The organism is Peptoniphilus vaginalis (assembly GCF_900176605.1).
Taxonomy (GTDB): Bacteria; Bacillota; Clostridia; order Tissierellales; family Peptoniphilaceae; genus Peptoniphilus_A; species Peptoniphilus_A vaginalis.
In genome coordinates this window covers 402380-427923 of sequence record NZ_FXLP01000005.1, presented here as the reverse complement: position 1 = coordinate 427923, position 25544 = coordinate 402380, and the positions used below count along the sequence as shown (strand labels likewise).

At 31.6% G+C, this 25544-nt stretch carries 22 protein-coding genes; all 22 read right to left on the bottom strand.

Going from position 1 to position 25544, the window contains the following annotated elements:
* Window positions 1-10: 10 nt before the first annotated feature.
* The 22 genes from recA to frr all read right to left on the bottom strand — a co-directional run bounded on the left by recA (window position 11) and on the right by frr (window position 25539).
* A complete protein-coding gene (gene recA / locus CAN42_RS06875; protein ID WP_085876075.1) occupies window positions 11-1072 on the bottom strand; it encodes a recombinase RecA in 1062 nt (353 codons plus the stop codon).
* A gap of 2 nt (window positions 1073-1074) precedes the next feature.
* Window positions 1075-2310, bottom strand: coding sequence for a competence/damage-inducible protein A (locus CAN42_RS06870; RefSeq protein ID WP_085876074.1), 1236 nt, complete (start codon window positions 2308-2310; stop codon window positions 1075-1077).
* Between the two features lie 8 nt (window positions 2311-2318).
* Window positions 2319-2852, bottom strand: a complete 534-nt coding sequence (gene pgsA, locus CAN42_RS06865) for a CDP-diacylglycerol--glycerol-3-phosphate 3-phosphatidyltransferase (RefSeq protein ID WP_062571230.1) — start codon at window positions 2850-2852, stop codon at window positions 2319-2321.
* Window positions 2849-4165 (bottom strand): 30S ribosomal protein S12 methylthiotransferase RimO, encoded by a 1317-nt coding sequence (rimO, locus tag CAN42_RS06860; RefSeq protein ID WP_085876073.1) that lies wholly within the window; start codon window positions 4163-4165, stop codon window positions 2849-2851. The genes pgsA and rimO overlap by 4 nt, the downstream gene beginning before the upstream one ends.
* Window positions 4158-6425 (bottom strand): FtsK/SpoIIIE family DNA translocase, encoded by a 2268-nt coding sequence (locus CAN42_RS06855; RefSeq protein WP_085876380.1) that lies wholly within the window; start codon window positions 6423-6425, stop codon window positions 4158-4160. The genes rimO and CAN42_RS06855 overlap by 8 nt, the downstream gene beginning before the upstream one ends.
* A gap of 143 nt (window positions 6426-6568) precedes the next feature.
* Complete coding sequence (gene dut, locus CAN42_RS06850; protein WP_085876072.1) at window positions 6569-7000, bottom strand: dUTP diphosphatase; 432 nt, start codon at window positions 6998-7000, stop codon at window positions 6569-6571.
* Between the two features lie 57 nt (window positions 7001-7057).
* Window positions 7058-9169 carry a polyribonucleotide nucleotidyltransferase gene (locus tag CAN42_RS06845; protein WP_085876071.1) on the bottom strand — a complete coding sequence of 704 codons (2112 nt, stop codon included), beginning with the start codon at window positions 9167-9169 and terminating at the stop codon, window positions 7058-7060.
* A 43-nt stretch (window positions 9170-9212) separates the two neighbouring features.
* On the bottom strand, window positions 9213-9479 hold the full coding sequence (rpsO, locus tag CAN42_RS06840; protein WP_062571235.1) for a 30S ribosomal protein S15: 267 nt from the start codon (window positions 9477-9479) through the stop codon (window positions 9213-9215).
* A 114-nt stretch (window positions 9480-9593) separates the two neighbouring features.
* Window positions 9594-10502 (bottom strand): bifunctional riboflavin kinase/FAD synthetase, encoded by a 909-nt coding sequence (locus CAN42_RS06835; RefSeq protein ID WP_085876070.1) that lies wholly within the window; start codon window positions 10500-10502, stop codon window positions 9594-9596.
* The gene (truB, locus tag CAN42_RS06830) at window positions 10499-11389 is read right to left on the bottom strand and encodes a tRNA pseudouridine(55) synthase TruB (protein ID WP_338091442.1); all 891 of its coding nucleotides are present in this window, start codon (window positions 11387-11389) and stop codon (window positions 10499-10501) included. The genes CAN42_RS06835 and truB overlap by 4 nt, the downstream gene beginning before the upstream one ends.
* Window positions 11386-12360 (bottom strand): DHH family phosphoesterase, encoded by a 975-nt coding sequence (locus CAN42_RS06825; RefSeq protein ID WP_085876069.1) that lies wholly within the window; start codon window positions 12358-12360, stop codon window positions 11386-11388. Before CAN42_RS06825 ends, truB begins: the two co-directional genes overlap by 4 nt.
* Window positions 12353-12706: a 30S ribosome-binding factor RbfA gene (gene rbfA, locus CAN42_RS06820; protein WP_062571238.1), complete on the bottom strand. Its 354-nt coding sequence runs from the start codon at window positions 12704-12706 to the stop codon at window positions 12353-12355. The genes CAN42_RS06825 and rbfA overlap by 8 nt, the downstream gene beginning before the upstream one ends.
* On the bottom strand, window positions 12706-14970 hold the full coding sequence (gene infB, locus CAN42_RS06815) for a translation initiation factor IF-2 (RefSeq protein ID WP_085876068.1): 2265 nt from the start codon (window positions 14968-14970) through the stop codon (window positions 12706-12708). Before infB ends, rbfA begins: the two co-directional genes overlap by 1 nt.
* Before the next feature lie 24 nt (window positions 14971-14994).
* Window positions 14995-15258 (bottom strand): RNase P modulator RnpM, encoded by a 264-nt coding sequence (gene rnpM / locus CAN42_RS06810; protein ID WP_085876067.1) that lies wholly within the window; start codon window positions 15256-15258, stop codon window positions 14995-14997.
* A gap of 25 nt (window positions 15259-15283) precedes the next feature.
* Window positions 15284-16522 (bottom strand): transcription termination factor NusA, encoded by a 1239-nt coding sequence (gene nusA, locus CAN42_RS06805; RefSeq protein ID WP_085876066.1) that lies wholly within the window; start codon window positions 16520-16522, stop codon window positions 15284-15286.
* Between the two features lie 11 nt (window positions 16523-16533).
* Window positions 16534-16995 (bottom strand): ribosome maturation factor RimP, encoded by a 462-nt coding sequence (locus CAN42_RS06800; RefSeq protein ID WP_062571242.1) that lies wholly within the window; start codon window positions 16993-16995, stop codon window positions 16534-16536.
* A gap of 106 nt (window positions 16996-17101) precedes the next feature.
* Window positions 17102-21361 (bottom strand): PolC-type DNA polymerase III, encoded by a 4260-nt coding sequence (locus CAN42_RS06795; protein WP_425330844.1) that lies wholly within the window; start codon window positions 21359-21361, stop codon window positions 17102-17104.
* A complete protein-coding gene (ispG, locus tag CAN42_RS06790) occupies window positions 21354-22409 on the bottom strand; it encodes a flavodoxin-dependent (E)-4-hydroxy-3-methylbut-2-enyl-diphosphate synthase (RefSeq protein ID WP_085876065.1) in 1056 nt (351 codons plus the stop codon). Before ispG ends, CAN42_RS06795 begins: the two co-directional genes overlap by 8 nt.
* Window positions 22406-23416 (bottom strand): RIP metalloprotease RseP, encoded by a 1011-nt coding sequence (gene rseP / locus CAN42_RS06785; RefSeq protein WP_085876064.1) that lies wholly within the window; start codon window positions 23414-23416, stop codon window positions 22406-22408. Before rseP ends, ispG begins: the two co-directional genes overlap by 4 nt.
* A 9-nt stretch (window positions 23417-23425) precedes the next feature.
* On the bottom strand, window positions 23426-24214 hold the full coding sequence (locus CAN42_RS06780) for a phosphatidate cytidylyltransferase (RefSeq protein WP_245149859.1): 789 nt from the start codon (window positions 24212-24214) through the stop codon (window positions 23426-23428).
* The gene (locus CAN42_RS06775) at window positions 24211-24936 is read right to left on the bottom strand and encodes an undecaprenyl pyrophosphate synthase (RefSeq protein WP_085876063.1); all 726 of its coding nucleotides are present in this window, start codon (window positions 24934-24936) and stop codon (window positions 24211-24213) included. The genes CAN42_RS06780 and CAN42_RS06775 overlap by 4 nt, the downstream gene beginning before the upstream one ends.
* A 45-nt stretch (window positions 24937-24981) precedes the next feature.
* Window positions 24982-25539, bottom strand: a complete 558-nt coding sequence (gene frr / locus CAN42_RS06770; protein WP_085876062.1) for a ribosome recycling factor — start codon at window positions 25537-25539, stop codon at window positions 24982-24984.
* Window positions 25540-25544: the final 5 nt, after the last annotated feature.

The following is a 25544-nucleotide window of genomic DNA, read 5'->3' as shown; positions in this document are numbered from 1 at the left end:
AAATCACGCCTTATTCTTCATTATTAGATGTGTTTTCTTCCTCATCTTTTTCTATATTTTCATCATCTGAAATTAGATTGTAGTGAAGTCTTACTTTGTGGTCTATTTCCTTTAGTAGTTCGGGGTTTTCTTCTAAGAAGTCCTTAGCATTTTCTCTACCTTGACCAAGTCTTTCTTCACCGTAAGAATACCAAGCACCAGCTTTTTTAATTATGTCAGCTTCAGCGGCAACATCAAGTATATTGCCTACGCTGGATATTCCCTTACCGTACATAATATCAAACTCAGCTTGTCTAAAAGGTGGAGCTATCTTGTTTTTAACAACTTTAACCCTAACTCTGTTACCAATTATTTCATCACCTTTTTTTATATTTTCAGACTTTCTAATATCAAGTCTTACAGATGAATAGAACTTAAGTGCCCTACCACCTGTAGTTGTTTCTGGGTTACCAAACATAATACCAACTTTTTCTCTAAGTTGGTTAATAAATACAACAGTACATTTTGACTTGTTAATTGCTCCAGTTAATTTTCTAAGAGCTTGAGACATTAGTCTTGCTTGAAGACCAATTTGTGCTGCTCCCATGTCACCATCAATTTCTGCTTTTGGAACAAGGGCAGCAACTGAGTCGATAATAATCAAATCTACAGCGTTAGATCTTACAAGGGCTTCAGTTATTTCTAGGGCTTGTTCGCCTGTATCAGGTTGAGAAATAATTAAATTTTCTACATCTACCCCAAGGTTTTTAGCATATCCAGCATCAAGAGCATGCTCAGCATCTACAAAAGCACCTGTACCACCCATTTTTTGTGCTTCGGCTAACATATGTAGAGCCAAAGTAGTTTTACCTGATGATTCTGGTCCATATATTTCTATAATTCTTCCCTTAGGAATTCCACCAATTCCAAGGGCAATATCAAGAGCAAGTGATCCAGTAGGTATAGATTCAATATCTAATTTAACATCGTCACCTAGAATCATTACGGATCCTTCACCGTATTGTTTTTCAATTTTTGATATGACGTTGTGAAGAGCTTCTTGTTTTTCTTTACTTAAATTGCTTTCTTTCATAATTACTCCTTAAAATTTTTTCTAAGTAAATAAAGAATTTGAGATAAAACTCTATTTACAGTGCTTCTGCGTATTTTATTTCTGTCTCCCGAAAAGAAATAATGTTTTGTATTGTAATTATCTTCACCAAAATATATACAGGTAAAGACATTTCCAACTTCAGTTTCTGATGGATTAGGACCGGCTTCACCAGTTGTAGAGACTCCAATATCCGCTTGGGACTTTTCTTTTACTCCCTTTGCCATTTCGTAAGCAGTATGCTCACTTATTGCACCAAATTTCTTCAGTGTATTCTTAGATACATTTAAATTCTTATTTTTTGAATCATTGGAGTAAGTGATAAAGGAGCTTTCAATAACACTAGATGCTCCACTTATATCAGTAATAGCTGATGCTAACATTCCACCAGTTATAGATTCTGCGAAAGAAACTTTTAAATTATTTTTTCTTAAAATATCTACAATTTGTTTTGCAACATCTTCGTTATTTTCTGAATAAATGTGAGTTTTAAATTCCCTATAAAGAGAATTAACTGTTTCTTCTATAGAAGACTTAAGTTTTTCTTTATTAGAATTTTTTCCGATTATTTTAACCTCTGTATAAGTCCCGTGGGCAAAAGTATTGATTGAGATACTCCTGTCATTAAAGTCCATATGTCTTATTCTATCTTCAATAACAGATTCACCGAGACCAATAATATCTATAGATTTTATAATAATATTATCTCTTGTAAAAGATTTATTGGCAATATAATAATCAAGCATTGGTTCCATTTCATTTGGAGGTCCAGGTAGTAGGATAATTTTTTTATTATCGAACTCTATAAACTCTCCAAGAGCAACGCCCCACTGATTGTCAATTTTTTCTGATCCTTCTATAAGCATAACTTGTTTAAGATTGTTTGGAGTCATTGCCCTTCCAAGTCTATTAAAACTGTCTTCTAATTTTCTTTTTTCGTCTTGGTCGAGATAGACCCTTCTATTTAAAAATTTTGCTACAGCATCTCTTGTTAAGTCGTCATCTGTAGGCCCAAGTCCTCCACTTATAATTATTAAATCAGAAGATTTGGAAATATAGTCTAACTCTTCGACAATTTCTTCCAAGCAATCATCCACTGAGACCTGTCTTATAACATCTATCCCCATGTCAGTTAATTTTTCTGAAATATATTTTGAATTCGTGTTTACAATTGAACCAATTAGGATTTCTTTACCAATTGTTAGAATACTTGCTTTCATAATTCTCCTTATATATTTTCTAAGTCCAATACTTTTTTGTTTTTAATAAGGTAATCAGCACCAGAAATAATAGTAAATACTACAGCTAGATAGAATATAATCATTCCAATGCCCCTTAGACTTTCCAAACCTGTTAAAAGTAGAATGTTTGAAATTAGTTGTGTAACTGTCTTAAATTTTCCTAAGGGACTTGCAGCAATAGTAATATTTTCAGAAGCTGCTATAATTCTAAATCCAGTAATAGTAAACTCTCTTGCAATAATTATTATTACAGCCCAAGCTGGCATTTCGCCAGTACTAACTAACATTATCATTGCAGAGCATACTAATATTTTATCTGCAAGGGGATCAGCAAATTTACCAAAATTTGTAACAAGATTGTATTTTCTTGCTATGTGACCATCTAAAAAGTCAGTAAATGATGCCACTGCGAAGATAACTGTAGCTATTAACCTAGAATTATTAAAATCTAAATACATACATAGGATAAAAATAGGAACCATTAAGGTCCTCATTAAAGTTAATTTGTTTGGAGTATTCATATAATTTCACCTACTAAGTCATAATCTAAACTATCAACAACATTTACCTCTACAAAGCTACCAATTTCAAGTTCTTTATTTGAGTGAACATAAGTAACGCCATCAATCTCTGGAGAATCCATATAGGTCCTACCAACATAGTTTTCCTCATCAACTTGTTCTTCAATTAAAACTTCAAGTCTTTTTCCTATATTTTTTGATAGGATGTCAGCAGAAATTTCGCTTTGAATTGCCATAATTTCATTTTTTCTTTTCTCTTTCACTGAATCAGAAATTTGTTCATCTAAGGAAGCTGCCCCTGTTCCCTCTTCCAAAGAGTACTCAAAAATACCAAGTTTATCAAATTTTATATCTTCAATAAAATCAACTAATTGGTTAAAATCATCATCACTTTCTCCGGGGAAACCAACAATGAATGTTGTTCTAATCACAATATCAGGGACAGATTTTCTGAGGTTCTTTAGAGTTTTTATAATGTGGTCCTTACTTGTCTTCCTATTCATCCTTTTTAAAACATCATCTGAAATGTGTTGAAGTGGCATATCCACATAATTTACAAGTTTATCATTGTTTTTAAACTCTTCGATTAATTCTTCTGTGAAGTGATCTGGATATAAGTATAAAACTCTGATCCATTTTAAATCCTCTATTTTGGAAATCTCTTTTATTAATTTTGCTAAAGAGTACTTAGAATATAAGTCTATTCCATAGTCTGTAGTATTTTGAGCAATTAATATAATTTCCCTTGCACCTTTACTTACAAGGTAGTCAACTTCACTATAAATATCTTCTATTTTTCTAGATCTATTTTTCCCACGGAGTGAAGGAATTATACAGTAGGAACAATTATTATTGCAACCTTCAGAAATCTTAACATATTCTGTAGTCTTAACTACTTCTTTTCTAATTCCTTCTATATAAGCTGAGTTTAAATTATCTGTCTTTATGAATAAATCCCCAGCAAGACTCCTATCTAAAAGTTCATTTATATAATCAATGTTTCCTGTCCCAATTATTCCGTCAATCTCAGGTATTTCTTTAATAAGTTCTTCAGGGTATCTTTGAGCAAGGCATCCAGATAATAGAACTTTTTTACACTTACCTTCATTTTTATATTCCAGAGATTCAAGTATTGTATCAATGGATTCTTCCTTAGCTGCATCTATGAAACCACATGTGTTTACTATTAAAATATCAGCTTGGCTTGCTTCATTAACCATTTGATATTTATTTTTATCTAATAGTGAATACATCATAGAAGAGTCCACATCGTTTTTTGAACACCCAAGGGTCACTATGTGAACATTATTCATCTTCTTCACCTAAAATCATATCCAATTCTTCCTTTGTTTTTAAAAGTTTACGCGGTTTTGAACCTTCGTGAGGGCCAATTATGCCCATTTCTTCCATTTGATCAACAATACGACCAGCCCTTGAATAACCAACCTTTAATTTCCTTTGTATATAGGAAATAGAAGCTTGTTCATCATTAACTACAAGCTCCACTGCTTCTTTAAAAAGAGGGTCCCTTTCGTTATCAATTTGTACCTTTCTATCTTCAATTGCTTGTTCAATTTTTGACTCAACATTATTTTTAATTTCGTTGTTATTTTTGACAAAGTCGACAAGTCTTTCCACTTCTCCATCACTTATGAAAGCACCTTGAATTCTCTTTGGCTTAGGATATTTACTTGGATAGAACAGCATATCTCCCTTGCCTAATAACTTTTCAGCACCAGCCATATCAAGTATTGTTCTAGAGTCTACAGAAGAAGCTACTGCAAAAGCAATTCGAGATGGAACATTGGCCTTAATAGTTCCAGTGATAACATCAACAGAAGGTCTTTGAGTTGCAAGTATTAAGTGCATACCAGCAGCTCTTGCTTTTTGAGCAAGCCTAGCTATATATTCTTCTATTTCTTTAGAAGCAACCATCATAAGATCAGCCAACTCATCTACTATTATTAAAATTTTTGGAAGTTTTTCGTCTTCTTTTCCTTCTGCCATCATTTTTTTATTATAGCCCTTTAAATCCCTTACATGATTTTCTGCAAAGGCTTGATATCTCTTTTCCATTTCGTCTACTGCCCAATTAAGAGCAAAGGCTGCTTTCTTTGGATTAGTAACAACATCAATTAAAAGATGAGGAATTCCGTTATATACACTTAGTTCAACTACCTTAGGATCTATTAGCATTAACTTTACATCTTTAGGAGATGATTTGTATATTACACTAGTGATAATCGAATTTATACAAACTGACTTACCTGAACCAGTTGCACCAGCTATTAAAAGATGCGGCATATCTTCCATACCAGAAATTAAAATATTACCTTCTACATCCTTACCTAAGGCTAAAGGAATATCGGATTTTATATTTTTAAATTCTTTTGACTCAATTAATTCCTTAAGGGCAACTGAATCCTTTTCATTATTTGGTACTTCAATACCAACTACGGTTTTCCCTGGTATTGGAGCTTCAATACGCAAATCAGAACTTGCTAGTGCCATAGCTATATTGTCACTTAAACCAACTATTCGGGATAATTTTATTCCTGGAGCAGGCTTTAATTCATAGGATGTTATAACTGGTCCGCGATTTATAGCAACAACCTTTGACTCAATCCCAAAATTTTTCATGGTATTTTCGATTATTCTACCCTTTTCTATAACTTCATTTTTAGAGAAATTTCCCTTTGATGGGATTCTTTCTAATAGCGCTGGGTCTGGATAAGTATAGACAAACTCTTCCTCTTTTTTGTGTTCGATATCATCTTTTATTGTATCAATTACTTCTTCATCTTCTTGACTATCTATTAAAGAATTATTTGGTCCAATATTTTCGCTACTTTCATTTATCTTTTCAAAGTCATTATTATCAGTAGCTTCTATAATATTATCTTCAGAATAATCTTTTATGATTAAACTTTCTGAAATATCATCACTATTATTTTCAGACTCATTTTTGTCAATGTTTTTTGATGCATCTTTTTTTCTAATTTCTTTTAAGGCTTTTTTCTTTTCTTTTTCTTCAGCCTTTAATTTTCTAGCAGCTTTCTTATTCTCTAAAGCTTTTTTTCTATCTTCAAGGCTCTCCCCTAGATCTTCAAAAGCCATAATAATTTGCTCCATATTAGGTCTGAGCATAAAGTATATAGAGGCAATAATTATCAAGCCTAGGATTAAATAGGTACCAAGAGATCCTAAGAGTTTATAAGAAAAGAAACCAAAAATAGCTCCGATTATTCCACCGCTTCTAGTAATATCCATATACTCTGTTGACTTTATAATTCTTTCAATAAGTGTCATATCCATTTCCTTTGATCCATCCAAGAAAACTAAAACACATAAAAATATTATAAGTGAAAAAATTATATAGCGATTAACGTGTAGTTTTGTTGCTTGAATATTAAAAAGTATTCCCCAGAAAATTAGAAGAAGTGGAATTATAAAATTGCCTGAACCAGATAAGGCTGAGAATAATTTGTAAATTAATGAACCAACAATTCCCATTTTTTGACTATAAAGGCAAATGAAGAAGACTATACCAATTACTATTAAAAATAGTCCCATTATTTCTTGACCACTACCTATATCTGAATTTTTATTTCTTTTATTAACTTTTTTATTATTTTTCTTTTTTGTAGGTTTTTTATTTGATTTAAAAAATTTTTTCAAGAGCTAGCACCTCATTAATATTATAACAATTTGTGCTCTTAAAGACCAGTGTGACCGAAGCCTCCGTCACTTCTTTCTGTCTCACTTATTTCTTTAACTTCTACTACGTCGGGAAGCTCAATTTTCATAAAAACTACTTGGGCAATCCTATCGCCATCTTCGATTACAACATCTTCCCTACTCATATTAATCAAAATAACTTTTAACTCTCCTCTGTAGTCTGAGTCAATTGTTCCAATACCATTTGGAAGTCCTAAACCTTTTTTTAATGCAAGTCCAGATCTTGCCCTTACTTGTGCTTCATAACCTTTTTCAAATTCAAAGTATAAGCCTGTAGTTACTAGAACTCTATCAAGAGGTTTTAAAACTAAACTTTCATCTAAGTTAGCTCTTAAGTCCATACCAGATGAACCTTCAGTTTCGTATTTTGGTAGTGGGTGTTTACTTTTATTTATAACTTTTAATTTCATAATTTCTCCTTTAAAAAAATCGCATTAAAATAAATTCTAATGCGACTAAAATTTTTCTTATTTATTTTCTTCTTTTTTTGAATTATCTTCTCTTTCAATTAGAGCTTTTCTTGATAGTGAAATCTTACCAGTGTCTTTAGCTATATCAATTACTTTTACTTCTACTGAATCGCCAACTTTTAATACATCTTCGACGTTATTTGTTCTTTCGTGGGCAATTTCAGAGATATGAAGAAGACCTTCAGTTCCTTTTTTAAGCTCTACGAAAGCTCCAAACTTAACAATCTTTTTAACCTTACCAAGGTAAATTTCTCCAACTTCGATTTCTTTAACGATATCTTCAATTATCGCAATTGCTTCTTTAGCTTTTTCATCATTATCAGATAAAATAGAAATCTTACCGTCGTCATCAATATCGATTTTAACACCAGTTTGTTCAATAATTTTATTTATTATCTTTCCACCAGCACCAATTACTTCTCCAATTCGTTCAGGGTTAATAGTAATCATATGGATTATTGGAGCATATTTAGAAAGTTCTTCTCTTGGTTTTTCAATAGTTGTTGCAATATGATCTAGGATTTCAAATCTAGCATCCTTTGCCCTATCAAGAGCAGTCTCAAGAATTTCTTTTTTGATTCCTTCAACTTTTATATCCATTTGAATAGCAGTGATACCTTTTCTAGTGCCCGCTACCTTGAAGTCCATATCGCCAAAGTGATCTTCTAAGCCTTGAATATCAGTAAGTATTTTCATAACTCCATCTTCTTCAATAAGCCCCATAGCTATACCAGCTACTGGTGCTTTAATAGGAACACCTGCATCCATAAGAGCAAGTGTAGATCCACAAATAGATGCTTGTGACGAAGATCCATTAGATGATAAAACTTCAGAAACAACCCTTATTGTATAAGGGAATTCTTCAGAATCTGGGATAACTGGAATTAAAGCTCTTTCAGCAAGAGCACCGTGACCGATTTCACGTCTACCAGGAGATCTCGATGGTTTTGTATCCCCAACGCAAAATCCTGGGAAGTTATAGTGGTGAATATATCTCTTAGGCTTATCATCTCCCAACCCATCAATAACTTGCTCTTCAGAAAGTGCTCCAAGAGTAGCAATTGAAAGGACTTGAGTTTGACCTCTAGTAAACAAACCTGAACCATGAGTTCTTGGTAGGACACCAACTTCTGAAGAAAGGTGTCTTATCTCAGTTAATTTCCTATCATCAGGTCTCCTTTCTTCCTCGATAATACCACGTCTAATTTCATTAACTTCAATTTCATCAATTGCAGCTGAAATATCTTTTTCGTGTTCTTCCATAAGGTCTTCAAAGTGTTCTCTAATAGCTTCCTTAGCTTTTTCAGTATTTGCTTCTCTAACTACTTTATCCTTTTCTCTAATAGCATTAACAAGTAAATCTTGACCAAACTCTTTAACCTTAGCAACAATTTCTTCGTCAGCTTTAAATACTTCGTATTCAGCTTTTTCTTTGCCAATTTCCTTTGCAATTTCTTCAACGAAATTACAAATTTCTTTAATAACTTCATGACCATCTAGAATAGCTTCGAGCATTTCTGCTTCGCTAACTTCTTGGGCACCTGCTTCTACCATCATAATGGCAGTTTTTGTTCCAGCGAGAGATAAATTTATTTTAGAATTATTTCTTTCCTCTTCACTAGGATTAATTATATATTTTCCGTCAATATATCCAACTTCAACTGAACCAGTAGGTCCATCAAAAGGAATATCAGAAATAGAAAGAGCAATAGAAGAACCTATCATGGCAACAATTTCTGGTGAATGATCTTGATCAACACTTAAAACAGTTGCTACTATGTGTACATCATTTCTATAACCTTCTGGGAAAAGTGGTCTTAGTGGTCTGTCAATTAGTCTAGCTGAAAGAGTAGCTTTTTCGCTAGGTCTTCCTTCTCTTTTAATAAATCCGCCAGGAATTTTACCAACAGCGTACATTTTTTCTTCATAGTCTACACTTAGAGGAAAAAAGTCGATTCCCTCTCTTGGATTAGAAGATGCTGTCGCTGTAACAAGTACAACAGTATCTCCATATTGTACTAAACAAGCACCATTAGCTTGTTCAGCAACTTTTCCAATTGTTACTTTTAACTGAGAACCTGCAAGATCCATAGTATAAGTTTTTTCCATTATTTCCTCCTTCTAATAAGAAAGAGCGGGATTACCGCTCCTATTATCCTCTTATTTGTAGTTTTTTAATAAGTGTACGATATCTTTCTATATCACTATTTTTTAAATATCTTAATAAGTTTCTTCTCTTACCTACCATTTTAAGAAGTCCTCTTCTTGAATGGTGGTCTTTTTTGTGAATTCTTAAGTGTTCGTTTAAATCGTTAATTCTTCTAGTAAGAAGAGCAATTTGTACTTCTGGTGATCCTGTATCACCTTCGTGAGTTTTAAATTCGTCAATAATAATTTGTTTTATGTTTGTTTCTAACATATTTTCCTCCTAAATTTTTAGATAAAGCTAATCGAAGTAGGCGTCGAGGAGCGACCAACTGCGAATAGCTATTTAACCTTAGATATCTTAACACATAATAACTTACTTGTAAAGTCATCTATTCCTTGTAACTAAAACATCTTTAGCGATTTGTTTAAATAATTCTTCAATAGAAGCAAACTTTAATTCTGGTCTAACAAAATCTAATAGTTCAAGCTCTACAATTTCTCCATAAATATCTCTATTAAAATCAAGTATATGGGCTTCTATTTTTATTCCATCGTGTTCAACGGTTGGGTTAGTTCCAATATTGGTTGAGGCCCTAAACCTCTCTCCCTTGATTATAATATCTGTATCATAAACGCCGAACCTTGGGATTACAAAATTATCTATTAACTTTAAATTGGCAGTGGGATATCCCATTTTTTTGCCTAAGCCTTTGGCATGAATAATTTCGCCTATTAATTTATAGGGCCTAGATAAAAGTTCATCTGCTTCTTTAATCTTGCCATCTTCAATTAGTTTTCTTATAAGAGTTGATGAGATTTTTACACCGTGTGAAGAAATTTGTTCTATAACATCCACACTTTTAAATAAATTTTTATTTTTATTTAAAAATTCAACATCTCCAGATTTTTTATAACCATAGGTATAGTCATAACCTACAACAACACCTTTTATTTTTAGATTATCGGCTAGAAAATCTTTTAAAAACATCATTGGTGTATAAGCCATAAAATCTCTAGTAAAGTCTATAAGATAGATAATATCTACACCTAAGTCCTCAATTATTTCAAATTTTGTTTGGTTAGTTGTTATGATATCTTTCTTTCCAACTTTGACTAGGTTATCAGTATGCTCATTAAAAAGTAATAAACTAGATTTAATATTTAATTTTTTTGCATTTTTAACTGCCCTATTTATTAATTCAATGTGCCCCTTGTGGACCCCATCAAAATTCCCAAGGGCAATAACTGATTCTTCATCTGCTACATAATTTAAGTCAATTTCAATTATTTTCATAAATCACCTATTAATTTCTTCTTCATTTTTAGGTAGGCTTTATTATCAATAAATTTTACTTCTCCAATGCCTAAAAACAAATTATCACAGTAGACTCTGTAATCTTCGTCTTCTAGTTTATTGTTTAGTTTATAAAATTGTCCATTAAGAAATTTCTGACAAAAACTTTTATCTATCTCAAGCCTTTTAAAATTACTTAAAGCTCTATCCATAGGCAAGATTTTTTCTTTTATTTCATCAAGAGACATTTCTTGAAAGGATGAAGTCGTTATAGAATCTTCAATTTTAAAATCTCCAGTCCTAGTTCTTCTAAGTTCAGTAAGTGTTCCATAAGTGCCAAGGAATTCTCCAATATCATTAGCAATAGATCTAATATAAGTTCCTTTAGATACCTTTACTCTTATCAAAAACTCGTCATTTCCATTGAAGTCTAATAGATCATTATTATAAATCTCAATATCTCTTTTTTTGATTTCAACATCTTTGCCTTCCCTAGCATATTCATAAAGTTTTTTTCCTTTTACTTTTAAGGCAGAGTATATTGGAGGTTTTTGAGTCATTTTACCAGTGAAGTTCTTAAGTGCATTTGTGATTTCGTCTATTGTAAAAGTTACCTTTTCTTCTTTTAAAATTTCGCCAGTAATATCATAGGTATCTGTTAGAATACCGAGTTTGACTCTAGCCTTATATTCTTTGTCACTAGAAATTATATAATCACTAGTCTTAGTGGCCTTACCAATAGATATAACTAGGACACCTGTTGCCATTGGGTCAAGGGTTCCAGTATGTCCTACTTTTTTTATACCTAACTTGCGTCTGACTTTATACACTAAGTCGTGAGAAGTGATTCCTTTTTCTTTGTCAAATATTAATAGACCATCAATCATAGCTCTTCTTCTGCCACTTTTATCAAATCTTTTTTAGCCTTAATAAGGTCAGTGTGATTAATTGTTCCACCTGAAGCTCTTATATGACCACCACCATTAAATTTTGAAGCTATTTTTGTGCAGTCTACATAAGATTTGGACCTAAGAGACAATCTTATACAATCATCCTTTTCTTTTAGAAGCACAGCAAGTTCAACTGAATCGATATCTCGAACAAACTCAACAATCCCATCCGCATCTGATTTTGCAGCTTTAGTTTTTTCCATATCGTCTTTAGTAACAATAACTACCGCTATTTTATCTCCATCAAAGTATTCAATAGAGTTCATGGCTTTAATTAAAAGGTCGGTTTTTTGTCTAGATCTACTTTGATAAACATTTTGTGTTACTTCATTAATATCAATATTATATTCAAATAATTCTGAAGCTATTTCAAAGGTTTGTGATGTAACAGAGCTATATTTAAATGATCCTGTATCAGTTGAAAGACCAGTAAATAAAGAAGTCGCGATTTCCTTATTTAAATCAAGTCCAAGACACTTAAAGACCCTAGCAAGTATTTCACAAGTTGCTGGTGATTTTTCATCTACGATATTCAGATTAGCATAATTTTTATTGCTAAAGTGGTGGTCTATATTAACAGTTTTAATTGATTTATTAAAGATTTCTTTTACCCTATCTCCCATCCTATCTTCGTCTGATGAGTCAAGAGCAATAAATAAATCAAAACTTGTGTCAATATTGTCAGGATTTTTTGCAAAGGAGAGATTTGGTAAAAATTCAAAGGTCGATGGTATTAGATCATCCAGAACAAAAATAGGATTTTTACCAAGTTTATTAAGCATGCCAATCATTGCAGTCACAGACCCCAAATTATCTCCATCTGGATTTAGGTGGGATGCAACTGCAATAGTTTGGCTACTATCTATTAAAGTTTTTAATTCAGAGGATACTTCCTTTAAATTAATCATTTTTGTTATTTACCTCTTCTATAAGTTTGTCTAGTTCCATAGCTTTTTCTATAGAGTCATCTTTAATGAAAATTAATTCAGGCATAGCCCTAAGTTTTACTCTATGTGCTAATTCTTTTTTAATAAAGCCCTTAGCAGAATTAAGTCCTTCAACTGCTTCATCTCTATCATAATCATCCCCTAAGACAGAAACATAAACTTTTGCAAAGGATAAATCGTTAGTCACTTCAACATGAGAGATACTTGTAATAGATGGTATTCTAGGATCCTTTAATTCATTTTGAACAATATTGGAAATAGTTTTTCTTACTTCTTCAGAGATTCTATTTATTCTTTTATTATTCATTATGATCTCTCAACTTCCTTCATGATATATGATTCAAGAAGGTCGCCCTCTTTTATATCATTAAATCCATCTATAACAAGTCCACCTTCAAAACCTGTTGCAAGTTCTTTAGCGTCATCTTTGAATCTCTTAAGTGAAGCAATATCACCTTCATGAATAACAACATCATCTCTTAGTACTTTGACTTTTGAATTTCTTAAGATTTTGCCACTTAACACATAAACTCCTGCAACCATTTGATTGTTAGGTAATTTAAAGGTTTGTCTAATTTCACATCTTCCGAGAATTTCTTCAACGATATCTGGATCAAGCATACCCTTAGCAGCTTGTTCGATATCATTTATAATTTCATAGATAACTCTATAAGTTCTTATTTCTACATCTTCAGTTTTTGCAAGTTCGATGGCATTAATATTAGGTCTAACGTTAAATCCTATAACAATTGCATTAGATGCAGAAGCTAATGTTACGTCAGATTCATTAATTCCACCAACTCCAGAGTGAATAACAGAAATCTTAACTTCATCAGTAGAAAGTTTTAATAGCGATTGGTTAAGCGCTTCAACTGAACCCTTTACGTCAGCTTTAACAACAATATTAAGTTCTTTTACATCTTCTTCTGAAATTTTTTCAAATAAGTTGTCAAGGCTAATCTTAGTAGTTTGACTTAGTCTCTTTTCTCTTGAGATCTCTTTATTCTTGTCAGCAATAGCCTTTGCAGTTTTATCGTCGTTTACTGCATAGATTGTATCTCCAGCATTAGGAACATCATTAAGTCCTAGAATTACAACTGGCATTGAAGGGCCTGCTTTTTTAACTCTTTTACCCTTATCATCTTCCATTGCCCTAATTCTACCTGAACAAGTTCCTGATACTACAGCATCACCAAATCTTAAAGTACCATTTTTAATAAGAATAGTCGCCATAGGTCCCTTAGCTTTATCTAGATTTGCCTCGATAATTGTTCCTACAGCACGTCTGTTAGGATTAGCCTTTAGTTCTTTCATTTCAGCAACTAATAGAATCATTTCAAGCAAGTCATTTATACCTTCTCCAGTTTTAGAAGAAACACCAACAACGATTGTATCTCCTCCCCATTCTTCGGGAACAAGGTTTTCGTTCATCAATTCTTGCTTAACTCTTTCAGGATTTCCTTCAGGTTTATCTATTTTTGTAATTGCTACAATTATTGGTACATTTGCTGATCTTGCGTGCGAAATAGCTTCAATAGTTTGTGGCATTACCCCATCATCTGCTGCTACAACAAGAATAGCAATATCAGTAGTTTGAGCTCCTCTTAGTCTCATAGAAGTGAAGGCTTCGTGACCAGGAGTATCAAGGAAAGTTATCTTCTTTCCTGAAAGGTTAACAGTGTATGCTCCTATATGCTGAGTAATTCCACCAGCTTCTGATTGTGTAACGTGTGTTTTTTTAATTGAGTCTAGTAAAGAAGTTTTACCGTGGTCAACGTGCCCCATAACTGTTACAACAGGTGGTCTTGGCTTAAGGTCTCTCTCTTTATCTCCCTTTAAAAGTCCGTATTCTTCCTCAACAGATTGGTCAAGATTTGGGGCTTCAATTTCTATTTCTACTCCAAGCTCATCGGCTAGTAAGACACAAGTATCTTCATCAATACTTTGATTTTGATTTGCCATAACCCCAAGTCCTATTAGCTTTGTTATAACTGTTGAAACTGATACTCCTAATTGGTTAGCAAAATCTTTAACTGTAATAGGTGCAATCACTATTATAGAATCATCTCCCTTATCTTCCTCTTCAACTTTATGTTTTGATTTAACTTTTTTCTTAGGTTTTTTCTTAGTTAAATCTCTTTTAAAGAAGTTGTTATTATCATCTTTATCATCTTTATTCTTAGACTTATTCTTCTTCTTATTTTTTTTGTCAAGAAGTTTTTTATCCTCCTTTAATTCATAAGTATTAGAATTTGAGTCTTTTTTTAAATGTCTGTCTTTGTTTTCTTTCTTACTCTTTTTGTTATCTAAATTTTTTACGTCTTGTTTTTCCCTATTAGGATTGTTTTTTTTGCTCTTATCTCTCTTTTTATTCGAATTTTCATTCTTTACAGGAGATTCATTTTTTGAAGAAGTTTTATTGTATAAATTTCTTATTTTTTCTTCTTCAGCACTGTCTAATGTTGACATGTGATTTTTTACTGATATTTCAAGTTCCTCTAATTTTAAAAGTAGTTCTTTACTTGTAATACCAATTTCTTTTGCCAACGCATGTACTCTAATTTTTGACAAATTGAACACCTCCTAAAAAGAAGCTTAATCTACAGAATTAATTAGTTTTTCATAAACTTCCTCACTAATTTCTGTTTGAAATGCCCTATTTAAAGCCTTTGACTTTATCGCTTTTTCCAAACAACTTTTGTCATTACATAAATAAGCTCCTCTTCCATTTGCCTTTCCAGTTTTATCAATAAAGATTTCATCTTCTTTGTTTTTTACTACTCTGATTAAATCTTTTTTTGCCTTTTGTTCTCTACATCCTATACATGTACGCATAGGTATCTTCCTAATTTTAGCCATTATTTACTCCGTTAAATTAAGAATTTTATATTTCATTTTCTTCAACAGAAGATTCTTCATTTGCATCCTCTAAATTGTCAGAATCTTCATTTGTTATGTTATCTTCTCCTAAAGCTTGTTCTTCTTCAGGCATATTAATATCTTCTGTTACTTCTTCTGTACTCTCTTTTACAGAATTTTCGTATTCTTCTATTAATTCCTCTTCTGTCATATTTCTTTCTTCAAGATACTCTTCAAACTGAAGATTTGACTTAATATCTATCTTCCATCCAGTCAATTTTGCAGCAAGTCTAACATTTTGACCTTCTTTACCAATTGCAAGAGAAAGTTGATAATCAGGTACAATCGCAAGAGCAGATTTTTCTGCTTCGTTTACAAAAACCTTCTCAACTTTAGAAGGACTCAAAGAGTTTGCAATAAACTTATCAATTTCTTTTTCGTATATAACAATATCAATTTTTTCATTGTCAATTTCATCTACAATTGCATTAACTCTTTGACCCTTGTAGCCTACACAAGCTCCAAGGGGATCAACTTCTGGGTCTCTAGAAAAGACAGCTATTTTTGTTCTTGAACCAGCTTCTCTAGAAATTGAATAGATTTCTACTATTCCTTCACTAACTTCTGGAATTTCTAATTCAAAAAGTCTTTTTACTAAATCTGGGTGAGATCTTGAAAGAACTATTTGAGGACCTTTAGTAGATTTTTCTACTGATAAGATTAGCATCTTATATCTATCTCCATGATTATAAGATTCTCCACTAATTTGCTCACTGTAAGGAAGTATTGCCTCAGTTGTACCTAAATCTACGTAAACATTATTGTAAGATTTTCTTTGAACAAGTCCTGTTATAATTTCCTTTTCTCTTTCAACATACTCATCAAATACTATATCTCTTTCAGCATCTTTAATTCTTTGAATTACAACTTGTTTAGCTGTTTGAGCAGCAATTCTTCCAAAATTTTTTGGGTGAATTTCTTGGTTATATACATCTCCAATTTCATAGTTTGGATTAATTTTCTTTACTTCTTCTAAAGAAACTTCAAGTTGAGGATCCTCAACTTTTTCTACAATATTTTTAGAAGCAAATAATTTAATTTCTCCAGTTTCTCTATCCATGTTTACAATAACATTTTCTGATGTACCATAGTTTTTTCTATAACTAGAAACTAAAGCTGATTCCAAAGCTTCAAAGACGATTTCTTTAGAAATTCCTTTTTCTTTCTCGATTTCACTTAAAGCGTCAATAAACTCTTGATTCATTTATTCCTCCATTAAAATTTAATAGTTTGTTTCATTGATGAAATTGACTTAATTGGTATTGCAAATTCTTTTTCATCAAGAGTACAATATACATTTTCATCGTCGTACTTGTCTAAAACAAAACTAAATTCTTTTCTTCCGTCTATTGGAGCATAAAGTTTAACATCTACTTCATTTCCAATATTTCTTCTGTAGTCATCTTGTGTTTTTAAAGGTCTATCAAGTCCCGGCGAAGAAATCTCAAGATAATAAGGATTTTTTAAAATTTCTAAATTGTCTAGTTTTTTTTCTAGACTTCTACTCATATCAGTGCAGTCATTTAAATCAATTCCTTCTTTCTTATAAATAAAGATTGATAACAAATCATGCTTTGATCCATTTTGAAATTCAATGTCTACAATTTCGTAACCAAGTTCTTCTGCTACCTCTTCAGCTAGTGGGTAAATTTCTTTTTTTAATTCTTTTTTATTCACTTAACACCTCACTACTAAAAAACAAAGAGTGGGCTCACCCACTCTTTACTCTAAAATATCTTTCTTATTTAAGATTATAACATAAAATGCTATAAATACAAGTTTTTCAAAAATTAAATAATGAAATTTGGTTTGTTTCGTCTAAGTTATCAAGCATACCATTTTTTTGTAAAATTGTTATAACAGAATTTCCTGCACCAGTTCGTTTTGAAAAGTCTTCAATGGATAGATAGTTTGATTTTTTTGATTCTTTTTCTATCTTACTAGCACAATTTTCTCCGATTCCAGGAACTGCTCGTATAGGCATTCTGATTTTTCCATCTTCAATGGTAAACTTAGATGCCATTGACTTATAAATATCTGCTTTTAAAAATTGGAAACCTCTAGCATACATCTCAAGTGCAACTTCTGAAACTCTAATTTCTCCCTTATCCTTAGCTGTTGGTTTTTCAATTTCTCTTAAGATTTTAATCCTATTCTTCAAAAAGTTCGGTCCTTCAATAATATTTTCTCCATTAAAGTCTGTTAACTTAATAGTGAAGAAGGTTGCATAGAAGGCCAAAGGATAGTTTAATTTATAATATGCGATTCTAAAAGAAAGCATAACATAGGCTACTGCGTGAGCTTTAGGGAACATATACTTAATTTTTTTACAAGAATCAATATACCATTCAGGTAAGTCTAAGTTCTTCATTATACTTTCTTGTTCTTCAGTAAGTCCCTTGCCCTTTCTAACTTTTTCCATTGTGTCAAAGGCCATTTTATTTTCGGCACCAGCATTAATAAGATAAACCATAATATCTTCTCTTGTAGCTATAACGTCTTTAAGCTCAGCTCTGCCAGAGTCAACTAGCTCTTGTGCATTAGAAATCCATACGTCAGTGCCATGAGATAGACCAGAAATTCTAACGAGGTCTGCAAAGTTCTTTGGATTTGTTTCTAAGAGCATTGATATAACAAAAGAAGTTCCAAACTCTGGTATTCCAAGAGTCCCTGTTTTACAAGAAAAAATTTCTTCGTCCATATTAAAGGCATTTGCACTATTAAAGATTGAGAGTGTTTTTTTATCGTCAAATCTTATTGTATTGGAATCAATTCCAGTGAAGTCCTCCAACATTTTAATAATTGTTGGACCATCGTGACCAAGTATATCTAATTTTAAAATCTTTCCATGGATAAAGTTATAATCAAAGTGTGTTGTTATTACTCCAGAGCTTGGATCATCTGCAGGATACTGAATTGGTGTAAAATCAAAAATTGAATTTGATTTAGGAACAATCATTACACCACCTGGATGTTGTCCGCTAGTCCTTTTTCCATCAGTTATGGCTCGCGATAACCTATCAATTTCTATAGGAGAAATATGTTTATTTTCAAAATATTTCTTCACATAACCATAAGCAGTTTTATCTGCAATTTTTCCAATAGTCCCTGCTCTAAATACATAACCTTCACCAAACAATTCTTCAGTGTACTTATGTGCCCTTGGTTGGTATTCACCGGCGAAGTTTAAATCAATATCTGGTTCTTTATCACCATAAAAACCTAAGAAAACTTCAAAAGGAATGTTGTGTCCATCCTTTTTAAGAGGACTGCCGCACTTAGGACAAACTTTATCTGGCATATCAACTCCACTACCATAAGTTAAGTCTTCTGTGAATTCAGAATATTTACAATTTGGACAAATGTAGTGTGGTGGAAGTGGATTTACTTCTGTTATGTCTGCCATTGTTGCGACAAAGGATGAACCAACAGAACCTCTTGATCCTACTAAGAAGCCATCATCATTAGATTTTTTTACAAGCTTTTGAGCAATTATATAGAGGACTGAGTAACCATTTGAAATAATTGACTTTAGTTCTTTTTCTAATCTCTCCTCTACAATTTTTGGAAGTTCATCTCCATAAATATCATGTGCTTTTTTGTAGGTCATTTCTCTTAAACTTTCATCAGAACCTTCAATAACTGGAGGATAAGTTCCATCTGGAATTGGCTTAATATCATTTATAGAATCCTTTAACTTTTTAGTATTTGTTACGACAACTTCATAAGCCTTGTCTTGCCCTAAATAAGAGAACTCATCAAGCATTTCTTCTGTAGTTTTAAAATAAAATTTTTGATTTCTGCTGGCTCTAGGATCTGGTCTTCCTGGTTTACCATTAAGCACTATTCTTCTAAGTACATCTTCAGATTCTTCAAGATAATAAGTGTCAGAATCAGCAACCACAGGTATATTTAATTCTTCACCTAAGGATATTATTCTTTTATTAATTTCTCTTATATCATCAATAGTGTATTTTCCGTCTTCAATTGCAAGAATGTTATCACTTGCTGGCTGTATTTCTAAAAAGTCATAATATTTTGCAATCTCAAGCAATTCTTCTTGAGGGCACATCCTGTAAATAGCATCGAATAATTCTGAATTAGCATTACCTGAACCTACTAATATTCCTTCACGATATTTATCCAGAAGGCTTCTAGGCACTTTAGCTACAAAATTAAAGTATTTCATGTGAGAATCTGAAATTAGCATGTATAAATTTTTCAAGCCAATTTCATTTTTAACTAACAACAACAAGGATGACTCGAATAAACGTTTAGAATCTATGTTTATTATTTCTCGATTTAGATTTTCAAAATTAAATTCTTCTTCTCTTTTTATCTTTTCAATTAACTTAATAAATACTTCAGCAGTAGCCTCTGCATCATTCACTGCTCTGTGTGCACCTACAAGGGATACTCCAAGATTTTTACAAAGGGTTCCTAGGTTAAACCTCTTCATATCTACCATCGTTGCTCTTGCAAGGACCAGAGTATCTAAAATAGGATGATTAAATATTAAATTATTGTTTGCGTACTCTCGTCTTATAAAAGAAATATCAAATTTTGCATTGTGAGCTACTAAAACTGCATCTTTAGAAAAGTCATAGAATTTGAGAATTACTTCTTCTATAGTGGGTTCATTTTCAACTAAAGCATTGCTAATCCCTGTTAGTTCAACAACAACTTGCGGTATTTCCTTTTCTGGATTAATAAGTTGTGAAAATCTATCCACTATTATTCCGTTTTTAATCTTAACAGCTCCAATTTCTGTAATTTTATCATTTTTTGAAGAAAGTCCTGTGGTTTCTATATCGAATACGACATAGGTATCATAAGTTTTTCCATCTTCATAGTTAGTAACAATTTTTTCTTTGTCATCAACAAAGTTAATATCAGTACCGTATAGAATTTTTAATCCAGTTTTTTCTGCGGCCTCCATAGCTTCTGGAAAACCTTGAACATCATTTGTATCAGCTATACCGATAGAATCTTGTCCCCAAAGTTTTGCTCTTTTTGCGAAATCAGTAAAAGAAGTTACACCGGACATTTGTGACATCTTAGAATGTATCCTAAGTTCTGTTCTTTTCTCATCTGAATAATCCATTCTAAGAACCTTATCTTTTTTTTCAATGTATCTAATCATGATAGTTTCGCATCTAGAAAAATTATCATAAGAAACATTTCCTGTGATTACTACATGGTCTCCTTTATTGAAGCTTTCTAAAAACTCTTCTGCCTTATCGGGTTTCAAAAATATTTTTGCTAGGGTAGAAGAAGTATAGTCTGTAATAGAAAGTGATATTAAGAGGTTTCCATTTTTTAACTCTCTGTTTTCAACATTAAATATATCAACTTCAACACTAACTTTTTGTGAGTTTACATTTACATCGATTAATTTTTCTATTGTTCCAAGATCTTTTTTACCATAGGAGTCAGATTTAGTTATTTTTTTCTCTTTTGATTTTTTTTCAATCTTAGTTTTAACATCTTCTTCTTGCTTTGTGGAAATTACTTCTTCAGCTTCTTCAATATGAGATATAAAGTCCTCAATATTTTCTTCTTCAAATTCATTTTTGACAAAATCAAATTTAATAGTAAAATCTCCAAAAACTTTTAATTCTTTTTGAAGATAGTTGGCAAAACCCTTTTGACTTAAACTATAAAAAGCTTCTTCACTAGGTAGGATTATGTCAATTGTTCCTATTTTTTTATTTTTATTTATTTTAATATCATTTATCCAAATTTTTGAAGATGGATTGTATTTTAAAATTTCTGCACAAATTAAATCATCTTCACTGGTATATAGAGAAGATGATTTAAAGTCAATATATATTTTGTATTCATCTAGGTTTTTGGAAAAGATATTTTTAATTTCGCCTTTAAAAGTTGCATCTAAATCATTTTTTGAATTAATTACAAAATAAACTTCATTAGTGGTTTTATTTCTTTTAATGGTTTCTATAAAAATTTCCTCAGAAATATTTTCGTATGAAGTATTTAATTTTTGTAAAATATCTTTTAATAAAATCAAATTATCACCCATTTTTTTCTATCTCAGATAAAAGCTCCGATAATAGTTTATCTTCAGGGATTTTTTTTATTATTTCTCCCTTTCTAAATATTAATCCTTCACCGTGTCCACAAGCAATTCCTATATCGGCTTCCCTTGCCTCGCCAGGTCCATTAACAGGGCATCCCATTATTGCTATCTTTAAATTTTTGTTGATACTATAAAGCCTTTCTTCTGCTTTATTAACTATTTCAATTAAATCAACCTTAGTCCTAGCACAAGTTGGACATGAAATTAAATCTATACCCTCTCTTTTTAAGTCAAGAGCTTTTAAAATATCCTTGCCAGCAATTACTTCATCAAGAGGATCTGAAGTTAGAGATACTCTTATAGTATCCCCTATACCCTCAGCTAAAAGTGTTCCAATACCAATTGCTGACTTTACTATACCCTTCTTTGGACTTCCAGCCTCAGTAACTCCTAAATGTAAAGGATAGCTTGACATTTCAGAAAATTTTCTATAACTTTCTATAGTTAAGTTTACGTTAGAAGCTTTTAAAGATACTGCTATATCATAAAAATTATTTTTTTCTAATAATTCAATTTCTTCTAGTGCACTATAGCATATAGAAGATGCGTTCACTCCTTTAAACTTATCCAAAAAAGCTTGCTTAACTGATCCTGAGTTTACGCCGACTCTTATGGGGATGTTATGAAACTTACAAGCTTCAACAACTTCCTGAACCTTCCACGGTGCTCCTATATTTCCTGGGTTAAGTCTTATAGCATCAGATTCATTCTCACAAGCCGCAAGAGCAAGTTTATAATCAAACTGTATATCCGATATTATTGGAATGTTAATTTCTTTTTTTATTTCCCTTAGAGCAGCTGCATCATCAAGGTCATTGACAGCCATTCTGATGATGTCGCATCCTGCATTTTCAAGCTTTGTTATTTGGGAAACAGTAGATTTTACATCTTTAGTGTTGGTGTTTGTCATTGATTGGATTGAAATAAAAGAATCTCCACCAATTGGAACATTTCCAACATAAATTTTTTTTGTTTCTTTTCTATTTATCATTTATTAAACAACCTTCCAATATCATTAAAAATAGTTACATATATCATCAAAGAAAACAAAAGGCTCATACCAATTAAGGAAAGTCCCTGCTCAATTTTTTCATTAATTGGTTTACCTCTTAAAGCTTCTATTAACAAAAATAAAAATTTCCCTCCATCAAGTGCTGGAATAGGAAGCAAATTAAATACACCAAGATTAACTGAAATTAAGCCCAAAATTTGTAAAAAATTCAGGAATCCCTTTGATGATTCAGAACCTATTAGTTGAATAACTCCAACTGGTCCTGATAAGTATTCCAATTTAAAGGAACCGTTAAACATCATCTTAATACTTTGAATAATCATTTTTGAAATTTGTAAAGTCCTATCGGCACCTAGACTTAGTGACTTTAAGATTGAATGATTGATTTTTGATGTGATTCCAATAAGATACATTTTATTTTCTTCAGAATACTCTGGTTTAATTTTAATATTTAAGATTTCTCCTTTTCTATCAATTGAAAAATTCATTTCTTTGTCATTATTTTTAGAAATAAGAGAATTTATGTCATATATATCCCTAGTAATTGATTCATTAATTTTAATAATTTTATCGCCAGATTTTAGTCCTGAAATCATAGCTGGAGTATTTTCCATAACTTTATCTATTTCATTAGAACCATATCCAACTATAGAAAAAATAATGGTGAAGGCTAGAAAGGCCAAAACAAAATTCATAAAAACACCAGCCAAAACAACAGCCATTCTTTTTAAAATATGAACATTATTAAAGGCTCTAGGGTCTTGTGAATTTTCTTCTTCCCCTTCCATAGCAACATAACCTCCAACTGGAAGGGCTCTTAGACTATATAAAGTTTCCCCTTTTTGCTTTTGATAAATTTCTGGACCCATTCCTATTGAGAATTCATTTACTTTAACGCCAGATAACTTGGCAACTGTAAAGTGGCCAAGCTCATGAAGTATAACTACAAGTATAAATACAAGTAATGAACTTATTAAGGTTATCATTTTTCCTCCTTAAATAAAATGGTACAAAATAAAAACAAGAGGGCTTATAAAAATCAAACTGTCAAATCTGTCTAGAATACCTCCATGGCCTGGTAAAATTTGTGCATAGTCTTTTATTCCTGTATATCTTTTAATTTTTGATGCAAATAAATCACCAAACTGACCAGCTATTGAAGCGAGCATTATTATAAAAATAACAAGAAGGTTAATATCGTATATATAATTATACTTATTAAGCATTATGAAATAGAAAGAAGTTAAAATTATAGCAAAAAATGTTCCGCCAAAAGCTCCTTCAATGGATTTGTTTGGACTTACTCGCTCAATTAACTTGTGCTTTCCAAAAGTTGATCCTACAAAGTAGGCAAAAGTGTCAGTAGAGAAGGCTATTACAAATGCTGAAATAATTATATAAATGTCATCTAGACTTCCAAGTAAATTTAGAAAAAACACAAGATAAAAATAAGCCATATTTGTAAAAGAGTAGTTGCTCAAAGTATAGTCTCTTGAAATAACATATAACGAAGAATTAAATATAAAGTATAAGACTAGGGCAAAAGTTAAATTTTTATCCAATATAGAAAATAAAAATGTTATAAAAGCACCAAAAAGTAAGCTTGGTAAATAGAGTTTTATACCTTTATTAATAAGAGCATTATTAAGTTCTCTTATTGCTTCTATTGTTACAATAAAAATCGAAAATTTAATTGCATTTAACCCTAAATAAAAAATTAAAATTAATACAGCAATACCCACTATACCTGTGGAAACTCTTTTTTGTAAGTCTGTCAAGATCATAATCCTCCATACCTTCTATTACGATTTTGAAAATCGCAAATGGCCTTATAAAATTCTTCTTCATGAAAGTCTGGCCACAATATATTTGAGAAATAAAACTCACTATAGGCCAACTGATAAAGTAAAAAATTTGAAACTCTAAGCTCGCCGCTTGGTCTTATAAGTAGGTCTAAGTCATCTTGCCCTCTTGTGTATAAATAATTTTTAAAAGATTCAGTATTTAATTCTTCCAAAGAAATTTTACCAGCTATGACATCTTCACAAATCATTTTACTAGCCCTAACAATTTCGCTTTGACCACCATAATTTAGACCAATATTTAATATCATTTTATCATTTGATTTTGTTTCCTGCAACGCAGCGTCAATTAGCTTTACGATTTTATCAGGTAATACTTTATAATCTCCTAATACATTTATCCTAATATTATTTTTCTTTATTTTTTCTAGTTGACTTTTTATATAAAAGGCAAGTAAATCCATTAGTTTAGAAATCTCCTCTTTCGGTCTTTTCCAGTTTTCAGTTGAAAAAGCATAGAGTGTGAGAGATTTGACATTAATCTTATAAGCTGCCTCAACAATCTCTATAACTCTTTCAGTTCCTTCTCTATGACCGAAAGTTCTAGGCATTTTTCTGTTTTTTGCCCATCTACCATTTCCATCCATAATGATCCCAATATGTTTTGGTATATTGTTTAGATCTAATTTTTCGAAATAATTCATAAAACTCCTTAAAAAAAGAGCCTTAGAATAATCTAAGGCTAAAAATTAAATTTCCATAAGTTCTTTTTCTTTTTCTGCTGCTACGCCATCAACATCTTTAATGAATTTATCAGTTAACTTTTGAATATCTTCTTCATAAGTCTTTCTGTCATCCTCGGATATTTCCTTAGCTTTTTCAGCTTTTTTTATATCCTCCATGGCGTCTCTTCTAATGTTTCTTATCGAAACCTTAGCTTCTTCAGCGTATTTTCCAACTAACTTTGTAAGATCTTTTCTTCTTTCTTCAGTTAGTTGAGGTATAACAAGTCTAATAACCTTACCATCATTTGAAGGAGTTATTCCTAAGTCAGATTTTTGAATTGCTTTTTCAATTTCTGGAATTAAATTAGCATCCCAAGGTTGAATAGCAAGAAGTCTAGCTTCTGGGGCAGAAAGACTTGCAACTTGATTAAGTGGAGATTGTTGTCCATAGTAGTCAACATAAATCCTATCTAGTAAATTTGTATTAGCACGTCCTGCTCTAATTGACTGAAGTGATTCAGTAAGTGAGTCAATTGATTTTACCATTCTTGACTCAGTAGTTTTTTTAAGATCAGATATCATAATAT